The following is a 14411-nucleotide window of genomic DNA, read 5'->3' on the forward strand; positions in this document are numbered from 1 at the left end:
CGTTGCAGCCTAGCTTGTGTGGATGGGCGCGGCGGTGCAAGCCCGGTTTGTCAAACGAATGTGCAACGGTGTTCCGCGCCAGGCCTGTTCATGGACAACACAGGCCTGGCGCGACGTGGTTCAACGGCAGCCTGGCTGCGCGATCGTGTCGCGAGCGGTAGCGTTGCCAACGGTGGAAATCCTGCGCGGCGAACCGCTACAGTACTTGCAAATCAGCCCATCGAGGTTTCATTCATGCCGCTCGACACGCTCGTGCATCGCGCCAGTCGTCCCAACCCCGTGGTGAGTATCGAACAGGCGCAGGCATTGTTGTTCGAGCATTACGGCCTGCAAGGTCAGCTGCACAGCCTGGGCAGCCAGCAAGACCTCAACTTTCGCGTGGAAAGCGCCCAGCATCGCTGGGTGCTGAAGTTCTGTCACGACGACGCGGCCCCTCAGGCGCTCGCGGCCCAGCATGAGGCGATGCGGCATCTGGCTGGCCACGGCCTTGCAGTACCACAGGCACTGGCTGCCCTCGACGGTCGCGACACCCTTGCCGTGCATCTGGGCCAGCAGCGCCTGCAGATGCGCGTGTTGAGCTATCTGGACGGTCAGCCGCTGACTCGCCTCAAGCATCTGGGGCCGGTTGCCATCGCGCGCATTGGTCAGTTGTGCGGCGAGGTAGACCGCGCCTTGCTCGACTTTCAACACCCTGGCCTTGCGCGCACGCTGCAATGGGACCCGCGACATGCGCATAAGTTGCTTGATCATCTGTTGCCGGCGCTTGGCGATCCAGGACAACGCGGGCGGGTGGTCGAAATGGCGTTCCAGGCGCAGCGTCGACTGGGTGCGGTCAGTGCCGATCTGCCGCTGCAGGCGGTGCATCTGGACATCACCGATGACAACAGTGTCTGGCAGCGTGATGCCGACCTGCGCTGGCAGCTTGCGGGCCTGATCGACTTCGGTGATCTGGTGCACACCTGGCGGGTGGCGGACCTGGCGGCGACCTGCGCTGCGTTGCTGCATCATGGCCATGGCGATCCGTTCGCGATATTGCCGGCAGTGGCAGCCTATCATCGGGTCAATCCGCTCGAGCAAGCGGAGCTGCGTGCGTTATGGCCATTGGTGGTGCTGCGGGCAGCGGTGCTGGTGTCGAGCAGCGCCCGGCAGCTGAGCGTGGCGCCGGACAACGACTATATCCGGGCCAATGTCGAGCATGAGTGGGAAATCTTCGACATAGCTACCGCAGAACCATTCGAATTGATGGAAGCGGCAATTTTCAGCAGTGTGGGGCAGAGCATACCCGAATCAGCCGGAGATGGCATATTGCCTTTGTTTGCCGGCGTGACGCATTCGACAGTTTGTCGAGTGGACTTGAGCGTACTAGGCGAGCATTTCGCGGACGGCAATTGGGAGCAAGCGAATATCGACGAACGGCTGCTGAGCGATGCCGCAGCGGGCAGCGGCTGGGCCTGTACGGGGTATGGTGAGTATCGCCTTTCGCGTACCCGCATCGATACCTGCGCGGCCTCGGCGACCTGCGCGCTGCACGTGCAGGTTCAGGCGCCGCCGGGCACCGATCTGCAGGCGCCCTGGGCTGGCACGCTGAAGCGGTTGGCCGATGCCAGCGTGGTGCTCCAAGGTGCTTCCTTGAGCCTGCACCTGTGGGGGCTTGACTGCCCAAGCCCTGCAGGGGCCGTGCTGGCTGCGGGCGCATCGTTGGGAAAAGTCGACGGTGCGCTGCTGGTGCAGTTGTGCCGCAGCGCGGATGTGAGCCCGCCACTGTTCTGCACGCCGGCGCGGGCGGCGGCCTGGCAGTCCCTGTGCCCGTCGCCGGCAAGGGTGCTCGGCATGGATTGCGACGCGCCGCTACCGCCCGACGCAGGTCTGCTGCTGCAGCGGCGCGACGCCAGTTTCGCTCGCTCGCAGAAGCATTATTACCAGGCGCCGCCGCAGATCGAGCGCGGCTGGCGCAACCATCTGATCGACATGCACGGCCAGTCGTACCTGGACATGCTCAACAACGTCGCGGTGCTTGGCCATGGACACCCGCGCATGGCCCAGGTGGCGGCGCGGCAATGGTCACTGCTCAATACCAACTCACGCTTTCACTATGCAGCGATCGCCGAGTTTTCCGAGCGCCTGCTGGCACTCGCGCCGCCAGGTTTCGATCGCGTGTTCTTGGTCAACAGCGGCACCGAGGCCAACGATCTGGCGATCCGCCTGGCCTGGGCAGCCAGCGGCGGGCGCGACATGCTCAGCATGCTCGAGGCCTACCATGGCTGGTCGGTTGCCACCGATGCCATTTCCACCTCCATCGCCGACAACCCGCAGGCGTTGAGCACGCGACCGGACTGGGTCCATCCGGTCATGGCGGCCAACAGCTACCGTGGCACTTTCCGTGGTCCCGACTGCACCGCCGGCTACGTGCGCAGTGTCGACGACACCTTGCATCAACTGGATGAGCAGGGCCGCCGGCTGGCCGGTTTCATCTGCGAGCCGGTGTACGGCAACGCCGGCGGCATTGCCTTGCCCGAGGGCTATCTGCAGCAGGTCTACGACCGCGTTCGCGCGCGTGGCGGGCTGTGCATCGCCGACGAAGTGCAGGTCGGCTACGGGCGTCTGGGCGAGTACTTCTGGGGGTTCGAACAGCAAGGCGTGGTGCCGGACATCATCACCATGGCCAAGGGCATGGGCAATGGTCACCCGCTGGGCGCGGTGATTACCCGTCGCGAAATTGCCGAGGCGCTGGAGGCCGAGGGGTATTTCTTCTCATCGTCCGGTGGCAGCCCGGTCAGTTGCCGCATCGGCCTGGCAGTGCTCGATGTGATGGCCGAAGAGCGGCTGTGGGAGAACGCGAAGGTGGTCGGCGGGTACTTCAAGGCACGCTTGCAAGCGTTGCTCGACCAGCATCCGCTGGTGGGCGCCGTGCACGGGTCCGGCTTCTATCTGGGCCTGGAACTGGTGCGCGATCGCCACAGCCTGGCGCCGGCGACGCAGGAGACGGCGCTGCTGTGCGAGCGGTTGCGGGAACTGGGCATCTTCATGCAGCCCACCGGTGACCACCTGAACATCCTCAAGATCAAGCCGCCGATGGTGACCACCCGGCAGAGCGTGGATTTCTTCGTCGACTGCGTGGCGCAGGTGCTGGATGAACTGGCCTGTTGAAATCCCCTTGGCGAGCCCTGCGCCGGGCGTGTTTCACGATCCGCTCGACAACCTGTAGAGTGCGCCCATACCTTTTCATGGACCACCGGAGCCCTGACCCATGACCACGCTCGACAGTACCCCTCGCGCCGACGGTTTCCACATGCCGGCCGAATGGGCGCCCCATACCCAGACCTGGATGCTGTGGCCCGAGCGCCCGGACAACTGGCGCCTGGGCGGCAAGCCGGTGCAGGCGGCGCATGTCGCCCTGGCCAAGGCCATCGCGCGTTTCGAGCCGGTCACTGTCGGGGTGTCTGCCGGGCAGTACGACAACGCGCGCGCGCGCCTGGACGTGCCGAACATTCGCGTGGTCGAAATGAGCAGCGACGATGCCTGGATGCGTGATACCGGGCCGACCTTCGTGATCGATCAGAACGGCCAGGTACGCGGTGTGGACTGGGCGTTCAATGCGTGGGGTGGCTTCGACGGTGGCCTCTATGCGCCCTGGAACCGCGACGAGCAGGTGGCGAGCAAGGTGCTGGGCATGGAGCGCTGCCAGGGTTACCACACGCAAGGTTTCGTGCTTGAAGGCGGCTCCATCCACGTGGACGGCGAAGGCACGCTCATCACCACCGAAGAATGCCTGCTCAACCGCAATCGCAACCCGCACCTGGACCGCGAGCAGATCGAACGGATCCTCGCCGATCATCTGGCAGTGGACAAGATCATCTGGCTGCCCGACGGCCTGTTCAACGACGAGACCGACGGGCACGTCGACAACTTCTGCTGCTACGTGCGTCCCGGTGAGGTGCTGCTGGCCTGGACCGACGACGCCAGTGACCCGAACTATGCCCGTTGCCAGGCTGCCTTGCAGGTGCTGGAAAGCAGCGTCGATGCCAAGGGCCGGGCGCTGGTGGTGCACAAGATGCCGATTCCCGGGCCCCTGTATGCCACCCAGCAGGAGTGCGATGGCGTCGATCTGGTCGCAGGCAGCCAGGAGCGTCACCCGTCCGTGCGTCTGGCCGGTTCCTACGTGAACTTCCTGATCGTCAACGGCGGCATCATCGCGCCCAGCTTCGACGATCCACTCGACAGCCAGGCGCAGGCCTTGTTGCAGCAGCTGTTTCCGGAGCACGAAGTGGTGATGGTGCCGGGCCGTGAATTGCTGCTCGGTGGCGGCAACATCCATTGCCTGACCCAGCAGCAGCCGGCACCCATACGCGGCTGAGGTAGGCTGACCAGCCTTTGAAGCCCGACTTGATGTCGGGCTTTTTGATGGGCGTTATTCCACGAAGCGACCTGCTTATAGCGACAAAGTTTCACGAAATTTTGACTTTCGCATCCACCCATCGCTAGGATCCGACCCCGCGCACTGGCCCGCTAGACCCTGCCCCGACCTCCGAATGCCTGTTGCAGAGCCCTGCGCTGGCGATGCGGACGGCGGCAAACGAGCGGGTGGCCGTGTTGCGTCCTCACTGGTGATTAGGGAAAACAAGATGTTGAACAAGAAACTGGCTGTCCTCGCGCTGGGCGTGATGGCGGCGACCCAGGCCATGGCCAGCGAGCAGGCCGATGGCAAGGGCTTCGTCGAAGACAGCCACCTCGACGTACTGCTGCGCAATGCCTATATCAGTCGTGACTACAAGCATGGCGGGCAGGACAAGGCCGAGTGGGGCCAGGGCGTGATCGCCAAGTTCAATTCCGGTTTCACTCAGGGTACGGTCGGCGTTGGCGTCGACGCCTTCGGCCTGTACGCCCTGCGCCTGGACGGCGGCACCGGTCGCGCCGGTGCCGGCGGTATCGACTTCTTCAAGCGTGGCGGTACTTCCGACGATCCGAGCAGTGCGCCCCACGATCTGGCCCGCGCCGGCGCAGCGGTGAAAGTGCGCATCTCCAATACGGTGATCAAGTACGGCGATCAGATGCCGGCGCTGCCGGTGCTCAACTTCGACGATTCGCGCCTGTTGCCGGAAAGCTTCACCGGCACCCTGATCACCTCCAAGGAAATCGATGGCCTGGTGCTCAACGCCGGCCGCTTCACCCAGGAAGCGCGCAAGAGCGCCGAAGCCCGCGACAGCGGTGGCCTGAAGAAGATCGACGTGTACGGAGGCAGCTATCAGTTCAGCGACAGCCTGACCGGTGCCTTGTATGCCTCGGATGTCGAAGACCGGCTGAAGAAGCAGTACGTCAACCTCAACTACGTGCTGGCCCTGCCGAGCGAACAGTCGCTGACGTTTGATTTCAACGGCTACCGCTCGCACCTGGACAAGGACTACGCCAGCACGCTGGGCACCGGCCAGGACAACAAGATCTGGAGCCTGGCCGCGACCTGGGCCTTCGGTCCGCACTCGCTGACCCTGGCACACCAGCGCAGCACGGGCGATACCGGCTACAACTACGGTTTCTATCAGAACGCCGGTGGCGTGGGCGACGGTGGCTCGACCATTTTCCTGGCCAACTCGTACTGGTCGGACTTCAACGCCGAGGACGAAGTCTCCTGGCAACTGGGCTACGGCATCGACTTCCGCACGTTCGGCGTGCCCGGCCTGACCTACAAGGTGGCCTACGTGCGTGGCGACAACATCCGCACTCCGACGGGCGATGGCCAGGAACGCGAGATCTTCAACCAGGTCCAGTACGTGGTGCAGAACGGCCCGGCCAAGGACCTGACCCTGCGTCTGCGCGGCTCGTGGTTGCGCACCTCGGACAACGTCCGTGCTTCGGGCTACAACGATGACGGCAACGAAGTGCGCGCCTTCGTCGAGTACCCGATCAACATCTTCTGAGGGTGACCGAGTCGTGATGTTGTAAATGAAAAACCCCGCGAGAGCGGGGTTTTTCATGTGCGAACACCGCCGATCAATGCTCGCGTACGGCCTGCGTATCTGGCTCGCGGGTCACGGCCTTGACCAGTTTGCCGATGCTCAGGCCCTGCAGCAGGATCGAGGACAGCACGACGATGTAGGTGATGCTCAGCAGCAGGTCGCGCTCCGGGCCGATCGGCAGGGCCAGGGCCAGGGCGACCGAGACGCCGCCGCGCAGGCCACCCCAGGTGAGCACGCGAATGGTGCCGCGCGGGACGCTGCGAAAGCGCCGCAGCAGCAGAATCGCCGGGGCCACCGTGAGCAACCGCGAGAGCAGGATCGCCACAGCCAGCAGGGACGCGGCGAGCAGGTGCAGCCAGGAGAACGGCAGCAGCAACAGCTCAAGGCCGATCAAGGCGAATAGCAGGGCGTTGAGGATGTCGTCGAGCAACTCCCAGAAGCCGTCCATATAGCGCCGGGTCATGTCGTTCATTGCCAGGTTGCGCCCCAGGTTGCCGATGATCAGCCCGGCCACCACCATCGCGATGGGCGCCGACACATGCAGCTCGTAGGCCATGGCCGAGCCGCCGATCACCAGTGCCAGGGTCAGCATGACCTCGACCTGGTACTGCTCGATGCTCTTGATCATGCGGTAGACGATGTAGCCGATCAGGCCGCCGAACAGCGCGCCCCCTACGGCTTCATGCAGGAACAGCATGGCCGTTGCGCCCGCCGTCGGTGTTTCGCCCAGTTGAGCGATACCCAGCAGCACGGTGAACACCACCACCGCCGTGCCATCGTTGAACAGCGACTCGCCGACAATGGTGGTTTTCAACGGCTTGGAGGCGTTGGCCGTGCGCAGCACGCCCAGCACCGCGATCGGGTCGGTGGGTGAAATCAGGGCGCCGAACAGCAGGCAGTACAGGAAGCTGACGTGCCAGCCGAACAGGCCAAAGATCCAGAAGGCCAGGGCGCCGATGACGAAGGTGGCGATCAGCACGCCGAAAGTGGCCAGCAGCCCGATCGGCCAGCGGTAGTTGCGCAGGTCGGCGAGGTTCACGTGCAGGGCGCCGGCGAACAGCAGGAAGGACAGCATCCAGTTCATCAGCAGATCGCCGAAGTCGATCTGGTTCATCAGTGCTTCGACTCGCTCCTCCAGGCCCGGGTAGCCGATGAAGCTCAAGCCCTGCAGGATCAGCGAGAACAGCAGGGCTGTCACCATCACGCCGATGGTAGGCGGCAGGCCAATGAAGCGGAAATTCACATAGGTCAGCAATGTGCTGAGGCAGATGAATGTGGCAACTAGCTCGAGCATCCGGGCTCCTTGGGTCAAAGGGTGAAGATTTCTCGATAGATCAGGTCTATCAAACGCTGCAGTGTTGTTGGATGTTGCCATGCGCCCGAACGGCACACTCATTCATCCAGCGGCGTTGACTGCCGCTGTCGGCCGGCGCTGCCACTGGATGAACACCACGGCGAGCACCAGCGTACCGATGCCGGTAATGGCGCCGGTCCATGGCAAATCCACCAGGGGTGCACCGCTGGCGACAACCAGGCCGCCGACCCAGGCGCCGGCGGCGTTGCCCAGGTTGAAGGCGCTCTGGTTGAGGGTCGAGCCCAGATTCGGCGCCTCGTGTGCCTGGTCGATGATCAGCAATTGCAGGATCGGGCACAGCGCGAAGGCGAACACGCCCCATGCCAGCAATGTCAGCGCCGCCGGGATCAGCGAGCGGCTGGTTTGGGTGAACAGGGCCAGGATCAACACCACCGCAATGGCCATGCCCACCAGCGAGGGCAGCAGGCACGAGTCAGCCAGACGGCCACCGAGCATGCTGCCGATGGTCAGGCCGACGCCGAACAGCAGCAGCATCACGGTGATGCCGTGGGCGCTGACGCCGGTAACGTCCTGCAGGATCGGTGCAATGTAGGTGAACACACTGAACAGGCTGCAGGAGGCCATCGCGCTCATGGCCAGCGGCAGCAACACGTTGGGCTTGCGCAGCACGCGGAACTCGCGGGCCAGGTTGCCGCGTTCCATGGGAATGGCCTTGGGCAGCCAGACGACCTGCGCCAGCAGGGCAATGATGCCGATCACCGAGACGGCCCAGAACGTGGAGCGCCAGCCTGCGAACTGGCCCAACGCCGTGCCCAGCGGCACCCCCAGCACGTTGGCCAGGGTCAACCCGGTGAACATCAGGGCGATGGCCTGCGCTCGCTTGTTCGGCGCCACCAGGCCTGCGGCCACTACCGAGCCGATCCCGAAGAAGGCACCGTGACACAGGGCCGTGATGATTCGAGCACCCATCAGCGTGGCGTAATTGGGCGCCAGCGCGCAGAGTACGTTGCCGAGGATGAACATCAGGGTCATGCCCAGCAAGGTAGCCTTGCGCGGCAGGTTGGCGGTGAGTACCGCCAGCACCGGCGCGCCGAAGACCACGCCCAGGGCATAGCCGGTGATCAGCAAGCCTGCATCCGGGATGCTCACGGACAGGTCCTGCGCAACATCGGTGAGCAGGCCCATGATGACGAATTCGGTGGTGCCGATGCCGAATGCGGCGACGGCCAATGCAAACAATGCAAGTGGCATGCGAATGTTCTCGAGTAGGAGGGTGAGTTGCCCGACAAAGGCATGCGCCAGCCTCCGCATGAACTGCAGAGAACACGATTTATTGGAATAGGAGCGCAAAAGGATGCAGCGATACAGCGGCGCGTATTATAGGGAGTGCCGCAAAGGCGGCCAAATTGATAATTGCAATGGAACTCTGCGCCGGCGAACCTTTCACGGCGCCTGTCCTCCTACTCTATGCGGGCCGTGCATGGGCACATCGCTGTTGACTACTTGGAAAAGGAACTCTGTATGACCGTCGCCTTCTGGTGTGTCTTGATCGCTTTGGTATTGCCCTACGCATGCGCCTATATCGCCAAGTTCACGGGCGGCAACTTCGGCCTGCGCCACAACCATGATCCGCGAGCCTACCTCGACGCCTTGGAAGGCTTGCCCAAGCGGGCCCACGCCGCGCAGTTGAACAGTTTCGAGATTCTTCCCGGCTTCATCGCTGCCGTGGTCATTTCCGATATCGTCGGCAATGCGCAACAAGTGACCCTGGATGTACTGGCAGTGGTGTTCGTCACTTCACGTCTGCTGTACATCATCTGCTATCTGGCCGATTGGGCTGCGTTGCGCTCGTTGGTGTGGTTCACCGGATTCGCGATCATCGTCAGTTACTTCTTCGTCTCGGTGTAGCGGCACTTTGCGTGCAGGCGGCGGATCATCGAGATGACTCGCCGCGCAATGCTCGTTACTTGTCCAGCTCATCCATCGCTTCCTGCAGTTCCTTGCGCGACTCCGCGAGTTTGTCCTTGCGCTTGTTGATCTTCTCCGAATCGCCTTTCTTCATGGCTTTGTCCAGGTCGCTTTGACGTTTGCTGACTTCGCGCTTGGCATCCAGCACTTTGCCTTCACGTTCCTTGCGCAGCGAATTGTCGGTGCAGTTGGTCTGGATCTCGCGCAGTGCGGTGTTCAGGCCATCGACCTGATTCTGGTTGCCGTTGGCCTTGGCAACGGCGATCTGGGCCTGCACGTTCTGCTGCTTGGCGGCGCAACCGGTGGCCACTGCCGCCACGGCGGGGGCAGGAGCAGCAGCCATTGCCGGGGCGGCCAGCATACCGGTGACCAGCAATGCACACAGGGAAGAAAGCTTGTTCATGGTGACTCCGTGAATATGATTCTAAATAGTTGACGATGAATTGAAGTAACTGTCTGTAGGACGCGTCCTATTCGTGGCACCGCGTATCGAGATGCTGCAGTGGCCCACGACATGATCCCTCCATTGAAGGACCTTTTGCCGGCCAGGTCAAAGCTGTCTCGTCTCAGGCAGGCCAGCGCTGTTGGCGACGACACGAAAAAAAAGCCCCGGCCAGTCACCCGGCCGGGGCTTTTCGTGTGCTGCTGCCAGGCGCTTACCTGAGGCCGGCGGCGTCGCGCAGCGCGGCGGCACGGTCAGTGCGCTCCCAGGTGAACGCAGTGAAGGTGTCGTCGCCAACGGTCATTTCTACCGGCGCCCGGCCGAAGTGGCCGTAGGCAGCGGTGGCCTGGTACATCGGGTGCAGCAGGTCGAGCATGGTGGTGATGGCATACGGGCGCAGGTCGAAGTGCGCACGCACCAGCTTGACGATCTGCTCGTCGCTGATCTTGCCGGTGCCGAAGGTGTTGATCGAGATCGATGTGGGCTGGGCCACGCCGATGGCGTAGGACACCTGGATCTCGCAGCGCTCGGCCAGGCCGGCGGCGACGATGTTCTTGGCCACGTAGCGACCGGCGTAGGCCGCAGAGCGGTCGACCTTGGACGGGTCCTTGCCGGAGAACGCACCGCCGCCGTGGCGGGCCATGCCGCCGTAGCTGTCGACGATGATCTTGCGTCCGGTCAGGCCGCAGTCACCCACCGGGCCACCGATGATGAAGTTGCCGGTCGGGTTGATGTGGAACTGGGTGTCCTTGTGCAGCAGTTCGGCCGGCAGCACGTGCTTGACGATCAGTTCCATCACGCCTTCGCGCAGGTCACTGTAGGACACGTCCGGGTTGTGCTGGGTCGACAGCACCACCGCGTCGATACCCACGACTTTGCCGCCTTCGTACTGGCAGGTTACCTGCGACTTGGCATCGGGACGCAGCCACGGCAGCAGACCGGACTTGCGCGCTTCGGCCTGGCGCTCGACCAGGCGATGCGAAAAGCAGATCGGCGCCGGCATCAGCACGTCGGTTTCGTTGCTGGCATAGCCGAACATCAGGCCCTGGTCGCCCGCGCCCTGATCTTCCGGCCTGCTGCGGTCCACACCCTGAGCGATGTCCACCGACTGCTTGCCGATGATGTTCATGACCGCACAGGTGGCGCCGTCGAAGCCAACATCGGAGCTGTTGTAGCCGATGTCGACGATGACCTTGCGCACGATGTCTTCCAGGTCGACCCAGGCCGACGTGCTGACTTCGCCGGCGATGATCGCCACGCCGGTCTTGACCAGGGTTTCGCAGGCCACGCGGGCGAACTTGTCCTGGGTGATGATGGCGTCCAGCACCGCGTCGGAAATCTGGTCGGCGATCTTGTCCGGGTGTCCTTCAGAGACGGACTCGGAGGTAAAAAGGGAGTATTCGCTCATCTCGACGGTTTCCTAAATTGACCGATGGTGAGTGTCGCCAGCCGGCCGCGAGAAATGTCGGACCTGAATCTGGAAACCATTACGTAAGCCCACGTAGAGGCTCTCTCCGGGTACAAGCCCCGCAGCGGTGGCCCAACGGGCCAGATCTTCCTGTTCGAAACCCAACCAGAGATCACCGCAGGCCTCCTTGGCCCAACTCTGGTTGTGGCTGCACAATTCTGTGACCAAAAGACTGCCACCCGGTTGCACGCGCTGGGCCAGATGGCCGAGCGCCTGCTGCGGGTCGCTGAAGTGGTGCAGGACCATGTTCAGCACCACGCAGTCGGCGCGCAGGCTGGTGGGTGCCAAGGCATCGGCCAGCTCCAGGCGCACGTTGCCCAACTGCTCGCGCGCGCAGACCTGGCGGGCCAGTTCAAGCATGGCCGGGCTGTTGTCCTGCGCCGTGACCTGGGCAAAGCGTCGCGCCAGTTCGGGCAAGAAGCCGCCATCGCCAGGGCCCACTTCCAGGGCGCTGGCCTGGCTGGCGAAGCTGAGTTTGTCGAGCAGGGCCAGCAGGCTTTCGCGGTACTGCGGCAAGCCGGCGATGAGGTCCTGCTGGGCGCGGAATTTTTCTTCCGTGCGCGAGAAGAAATCTTCGCTGGCCGCCGCGCGCTGGCGCTGCACCACGGCCATGCGCACCTGGGCCTCGGCCGGCAGGCTCAAGGCGTCGACTTCTTCGAGCAAGGCGCTGTGCAGGCGTCCGCCCAGCGCGCGGCCGTTGGGCAGGGCGCGGCGGTAGAAAATCGCGTTGCCCTCGCGGCGGGTAGCCACCAGGTCAGCCTGGGCCAGCACCTTGAGGTGATGGCTCATGCCCGACTGACCTACCGCAAAGATCTGCGCCAGTTCCAGCACGCCGAACGAATCGCTGGCCAGCGCGCGCAGCACGTTGAGGCGCAGTGGGTCGCCGCCGGCCTTGCACAGGGCCGCCAGATCGTCACTTGCCTGATGGTCGAAAGCAGGGGCGCGCAGGTTCATAGGTTCGGCAGTCTAGTGAGCGACGAGCAGCCTCGCAACACCAATATCAAAAAGTTTTGATATTGGTTCGGGCCTGGTGCGGCCTTGGATTTGCCAGCGGGGGCAAATGTCCGATTGCCCAACCCCCTGCCGGTGGGGGAAAATGCCGTTCTTTGTTGTATCCCTGCCTACACAGACCCCAGGAGATAAGCGATGCCCAGCCGTCGTGAGCGCGCCAATGCCATTCGTGCACTGAGCATGGATGCCGTGCAAAAAGCCAACAGCGGCCACCCGGGTGCCCCCATGGGCATGGCGGATATCGCCGAAGTGCTGTGGCGTGACTTCCTCAAGCACAACCCGGCCAACCCGGCGTTCGCCAACCGCGACCGTTTCGTCATGTCCAACGGCCACGGCTCGATGCTGGTCTATTCGCTGTTGCACCTCACCGGCTATGACCTGGGCATCGAGGACCTGAAGAACTTCCGCCAGCTGCACAGCCGCACCCCGGGCCACCCCGAGTACGGCTACACCCCAGGCGTGGAAACCACCACCGGCCCACTGGGCCAGGGTCTGGCCAACGCCGTCGGTTTCGCCATTGCAGAAAAAGTGTTGGCGGCGCAGTTCAACCGCGACAGCCACAAGATCGTCGATCACAACACCTATGTGTTCCTCGGCGACGGCTGCATGATGGAAGGCATCTCCCACGAAGTGAGCGCGCTGGCCGGCACCCTGGGCCTGGGCAAGCTGATCGCTTTCTACGATGACAACGGCATCTCCATCGATGGCGAAGTCGAGGGCTGGTTCACCGACGACACGCCGAAACGCTTCGAAGCCTACGGCTGGCAGGTGATTCGCAACGTCGACGGCCACGATGCGGACGAAATCAAGACCGCCATCGAGACCGCGCGCAAGAGCGAGCAGCCCACCCTGATCTGCTGCAAGACCACCATCGGCTTTGGCTCGCCGAACAAGCAGGGCAAGGAAGACTGCCACGGCGCGCCACTGGGTGCCGAAGAAATCGCTTTGACCCGCGCCGCGCTGAAGTGGAACCACGGCCCGTTCGAAATTCCTGCCGACATCTACAAGGAGTGGGACGCCAAGGAAGCTGGCGTTGCCGTGGAAGCCGAGTGGAACCAGCGCTTCGCCGCCTATTCCGCCGCCCACCCCGAACTGGCCAATGAATTCGTGCGGCGCATGAGCGGTGAGCTGCCAGCCGATTTCTCCGAAAAGGCCAGCGCCTACATCGCCGAAGTGGCCGCCAAGGGCGAGACCATCGCCAGCCGCAAGGCCAGCCAGAACGCGTTGAACGCCTTTGGCCCATTGCTGCCGGAAATTCTCGGTGGCTCGGCCGACCTGGCAGGCTCCAACCTGACCCTGTGGAAAGGCTGCAAGGGTGTCGAAGCAGATGACGCCGCCGGCAACTACATCTATTATGGCGTACGCGAATTCGGCATGAGCGCGATCATGAACGGCATCGCCCTGCATGGCGGCTTCGTGCCGTACGGCGCGACCTTCCTGATCTTCATGGAATACGCCCGCAACGCGGTACGCATGTCGGCGCTGATGAAGAAGCGCGTGATCTACGTATTTACCCACGACTCCATCGGTCTGGGCGAAGATGGCCCGACCCACCAGCCGATCGAACAGCTGGCGAGCCTGCGCTGCACCCCGAACCTCGACACCTGGCGTCCTGCCGATGCGGTCGAGTCGGCGGTAGCATGGAAATTCGCCCTGGAGCGCAACGACGGTCCATCGGCGCTGATCTTCTCGCGTCAGAACCTAGATCACCAGACCCGCGACCAGGCCCAGTTGGCCGACATCACCCGTGGCGGTTATGTGCTCAAGGATTGTACCGGCGAGCCTGACCTGATCCTGATTGCCACCGGTTCGGAAGTTGGCCTGGCCGTCAAAGCCTTCGACAAGCTGACCGAGCAGGGCCGCAACGTGCGTGTCGTGTCGATGCCCTGCACCAGCGTGTTCGACGCGCAGGACGCGGGTTACAAGCAGTCGGTGTTGCCGCTGCAGGTCAGCGCGCGCATCGCCATCGAGGCGGCGCATGCCGACTACTGGTACAAGTACGTGGGCCTGGAAGGCCGCGTGATCGGCATGACCAGCTTTGGCGAGTCGGCACCGGCGCCGGCCTTGTTCGAAGAGTTCGGCTTCACCCTGGAGAACATCCTGGCCACCGCCGAAGAGCTGCTGGAAGACTGATCCTCACACTCGTAGGAGCGGTCATCGGCCGCGAAGGGCGCGCTGCGGTGTGTCAGGTATACCGCGGTGCGGCTTTCGCGGCCACGGACCGCTCCTACGGGGATTGCGGACATCCTGTGGGAG

Annotated in this window: 10 protein-coding genes; 5 read left to right on the forward strand and 5 right to left on the reverse strand. The window is 63.5% G+C overall.

Annotated elements, in window-relative coordinates; translation table 11 throughout:
• The first annotated feature begins 234 nt into the window (after positions 1 to 234).
• From IFT98_RS15945 to IFT98_RS15955, 3 genes are all read left to right on the forward strand, one after another.
• Positions 235 to 3147, forward strand: coding sequence for an aminotransferase (locus IFT98_RS15945; protein WP_192050003.1), 2913 nt, complete (start codon positions 235 to 237; stop codon positions 3145 to 3147).
• 100 nt (positions 3148 to 3247) lie between these two features.
• Complete coding sequence (gene aguA / locus IFT98_RS15950) at positions 3248 to 4354, forward strand: agmatine deiminase (protein ID WP_192050001.1); 1107 nt, start codon at positions 3248 to 3250, stop codon at positions 4352 to 4354.
• 268 nt (positions 4355 to 4622) lie between these two features.
• On the forward strand, positions 4623 to 5912 hold the full coding sequence (locus IFT98_RS15955) for an OprD family porin (protein ID WP_122479825.1): 1290 nt from the start codon (positions 4623 to 4625) through the stop codon (positions 5910 to 5912).
• A gap of 73 nt (positions 5913 to 5985) precedes the next feature.
• Here the strand turns inward: IFT98_RS15955 and IFT98_RS15960 are convergent, their stop codons facing one another.
• The gene (locus IFT98_RS15960) at positions 5986 to 7245 is read right to left on the reverse strand and encodes a cation:proton antiporter (RefSeq protein ID WP_192049999.1); all 1260 of its coding nucleotides are present in this window, start codon (positions 7243 to 7245) and stop codon (positions 5986 to 5988) included.
• A gap of 102 nt (positions 7246 to 7347) precedes the next feature.
• Positions 7348 to 8517 (reverse strand): MFS transporter, encoded by a 1170-nt coding sequence (locus tag IFT98_RS15965; RefSeq protein ID WP_192049997.1) that lies wholly within the window; start codon positions 8515 to 8517, stop codon positions 7348 to 7350.
• Between the two features lie 270 nt (positions 8518 to 8787).
• On the opposite strand from IFT98_RS15965, the gene IFT98_RS15970 reads away from it, so the two are divergent.
• Positions 8788 to 9174 (forward strand): MAPEG family protein, encoded by a 387-nt coding sequence (locus IFT98_RS15970; RefSeq protein WP_192049995.1) that lies wholly within the window; start codon positions 8788 to 8790, stop codon positions 9172 to 9174.
• Positions 9175 to 9229: 55 nt separating this feature from the next.
• Here the strand turns inward: IFT98_RS15970 and IFT98_RS15975 are convergent, their stop codons facing one another.
• The 3 genes from IFT98_RS15975 to IFT98_RS15985 all read right to left on the reverse strand — a co-directional run bounded on the left by IFT98_RS15975 (position 9230) and on the right by IFT98_RS15985 (position 12098).
• Positions 9230 to 9637 (reverse strand): DUF1090 domain-containing protein, encoded by a 408-nt coding sequence (locus IFT98_RS15975; protein WP_192049993.1) that lies wholly within the window; start codon positions 9635 to 9637, stop codon positions 9230 to 9232.
• Between the two features lie 253 nt (positions 9638 to 9890).
• Positions 9891 to 11084: a methionine adenosyltransferase gene (gene metK, locus IFT98_RS15980; protein WP_192049991.1), complete on the reverse strand. Its 1194-nt coding sequence runs from the start codon at positions 11082 to 11084 to the stop codon at positions 9891 to 9893.
• 12 nt (positions 11085 to 11096) lie between these two features.
• Complete coding sequence (locus IFT98_RS15985; protein ID WP_122796236.1) at positions 11097 to 12098, reverse strand: ArsR/SmtB family transcription factor; 1002 nt, start codon at positions 12096 to 12098, stop codon at positions 11097 to 11099.
• Positions 12099 to 12290: 192 nt separating this feature from the next.
• Here IFT98_RS15985 and tkt point away from each other — a divergent pair, with 192 nt between their 5' ends.
• Complete coding sequence (gene tkt, locus IFT98_RS15990; RefSeq protein ID WP_192049989.1) at positions 12291 to 14288, forward strand: transketolase; 1998 nt, start codon at positions 12291 to 12293, stop codon at positions 14286 to 14288.
• Positions 14289 to 14411 lie beyond the last annotated feature (123 nt).

It is taken from the genome of Pseudomonas sp. CFBP 8770 (assembly GCF_014841705.1).
Classification (GTDB): Bacteria; Pseudomonadota; Gammaproteobacteria; order Pseudomonadales; family Pseudomonadaceae; genus Aquipseudomonas.

What these genes read in the sequence shown, in the direction of transcription:
- aguA (WP_192050001.1), top strand. Translation starts at nt 3,248, where the DNA reads ATGACCACGCTCGACAGTACCCCTCGCGCCGACGGTTTCCACATGCCG.
- tkt (WP_192049989.1), top strand. Translation starts at nt 12,291, where the DNA reads ATGCCCAGCCGTCGTGAGCGCGCCAATGCCATTCGTGCACTGAGCATG.
- IFT98_RS15965 (WP_192049997.1), bottom strand. Translation starts at nt 8,517, where the DNA reads ATGCCACTTGCATTGTTTGCATTGGCCGTCGCCGCATTCGGCATCGGC.
- IFT98_RS15975 (WP_192049993.1), bottom strand. Translation starts at nt 9,637, where the DNA reads ATGAACAAGCTTTCTTCCCTGTGTGCATTGCTGGTCACCGGTATGCTG.
- IFT98_RS15985 (WP_122796236.1), bottom strand. Translation starts at nt 12,098, where the DNA reads ATGAACCTGCGCGCCCCTGCTTTCGACCATCAGGCAAGTGACGATCTG.
- IFT98_RS15955 (WP_122479825.1), top strand. Translation starts at nt 4,623, where the DNA reads ATGTTGAACAAGAAACTGGCTGTCCTCGCGCTGGGCGTGATGGCGGCG.
- IFT98_RS15960 (WP_192049999.1), bottom strand. Translation starts at nt 7,245, where the DNA reads ATGCTCGAGCTAGTTGCCACATTCATCTGCCTCAGCACATTGCTGACC.
- IFT98_RS15945 (WP_192050003.1), top strand. Translation starts at nt 235, where the DNA reads ATGCCGCTCGACACGCTCGTGCATCGCGCCAGTCGTCCCAACCCCGTG.
- IFT98_RS15970 (WP_192049995.1), top strand. Translation starts at nt 8,788, where the DNA reads ATGACCGTCGCCTTCTGGTGTGTCTTGATCGCTTTGGTATTGCCCTAC.
- metK (WP_192049991.1), bottom strand. Translation starts at nt 11,084, where the DNA reads ATGAGCGAATACTCCCTTTTTACCTCCGAGTCCGTCTCTGAAGGACAC.